Genomic DNA, 1,282 nt, shown 5'->3' with positions numbered 1-1,282 from the left:
TCGCCCGCACGCTGCATGGCGAAAGCTACGCCAATCTCGGCGACTCCATGCTGGGCGTCGTGCTGCGCGAACCGATCGGCGTCGTCTCGATCATCACGCCGTGGAACTTCCCGTTCCTGATCGTCAGCCAGAAGCTGCCTTTCGCGCTCGCCGCCGGCTGCACGGCGGTGGTCAAGCCGAGCGAGATGACCTCAGCCTCGACCTTCGTGCTCGGCGACATCCTGCTCGAAGCCGGGCTGCCGGCCGGCGTCGTCAACATCCTCGCCGGCTTCGGCGCCGATGTCGGCGCGCCGATGGTCAGCCATCCGCTCGTCGAGATGGTCTCCTTCACCGGCTCGACCCGCGTCGGCAAGATGACCATGGCCGCCGCTTCCGGTTCCTTGAAGAAGGTCTCGATGGAGCTCGGCGGCAAGAACGGCCAGATCGTCTTCCCCGACGCCGACCTCGATGCAGCAGCGGATGCCGCGGTGTTCGGCGGCTTCTTCAACGCAGGCGAATGCTGCAATGCCGGCAGCCGCCTGATCGTGCATGAGGCGATCGCCGACGACTTCCTGAACGCAGTCAAGGCGCTGTCCCAGAAGGTCCGCGTCGGCGATCCGCTCGACGACCGCACCAAGGTCGGCGCGATGATCTCGGCCGATCATGTGGAAAAGGTAGCCGGCTATGTAACGGCGGCGAAAATCGAGGGCGGCAACGTTTTCACCGGCGGCGCCCGGCTTGCATCCAATGCCGGGCAATACCTCGATCCGACCATCATCCGTAACGTTACAGAGGATATGGCGATTGCACGCGAGGAAGTGTTCGGCCCGGTGCTGTCCGTGCTCACTTTTGAAACGATTGAAAAGGCATTGCACATTGCCAACAACACGCCCTATGGTCTGTCTGCAGGGGTATGGAGCGCCGGCGTCGACACGTGCATGTCGGTGGCGCGCGGTGTGCGTTCGGGGACGGTTTGGGTGAATACGTTCATGGAAGGTTATCCCGAACTGCCCTTCGGCGGCTACAAGCAGTCCGGTCTCGGACGCGAACTCGGCAAACGCGCCGTCGAGGACTATACCGAGGAAAAGACAATCCAGTTTCATCGCGGCCAGCGCACCGGTTGGTGGGTCGGCTGAGTTGGGAAACCCCGGCGGACACCCGCCGGTTATGTGTATGCAACAAGGGAGGTAGTACATGTTGCGCAAACTGCTTATCGGAACGGCTCTTGCGACGAGCTTTGCGTTCTCGGCGCATGCCGCGGACGTCAAGGAAGTGCAGATGCTGCATTGGTGGACGTCGGGCG

General features: G+C 62.8%; 1 protein-coding gene. It reads left to right on the top strand.

Annotated elements, in window-relative coordinates; translation table 11 throughout:
- Positions 1-1,115, top strand: a 1,115-nt coding sequence (locus FJ471_RS34580; RefSeq protein WP_140811569.1) for an aldehyde dehydrogenase family protein, incomplete at its 5' end; no start/stop codon positions are given.
- Positions 1,116-1,282: the final 167 nt, after the last annotated feature.

It is taken from the genome of Mesorhizobium sp. B2-7-1 (assembly GCF_006440735.1).
Classification (GTDB): domain Bacteria; phylum Pseudomonadota; class Alphaproteobacteria; order Rhizobiales; family Rhizobiaceae; genus Mesorhizobium.
The sequence above is the reverse complement of the archived record's forward strand: the minus strand, read 5'-3'. Positions and strand labels throughout refer to the sequence as shown.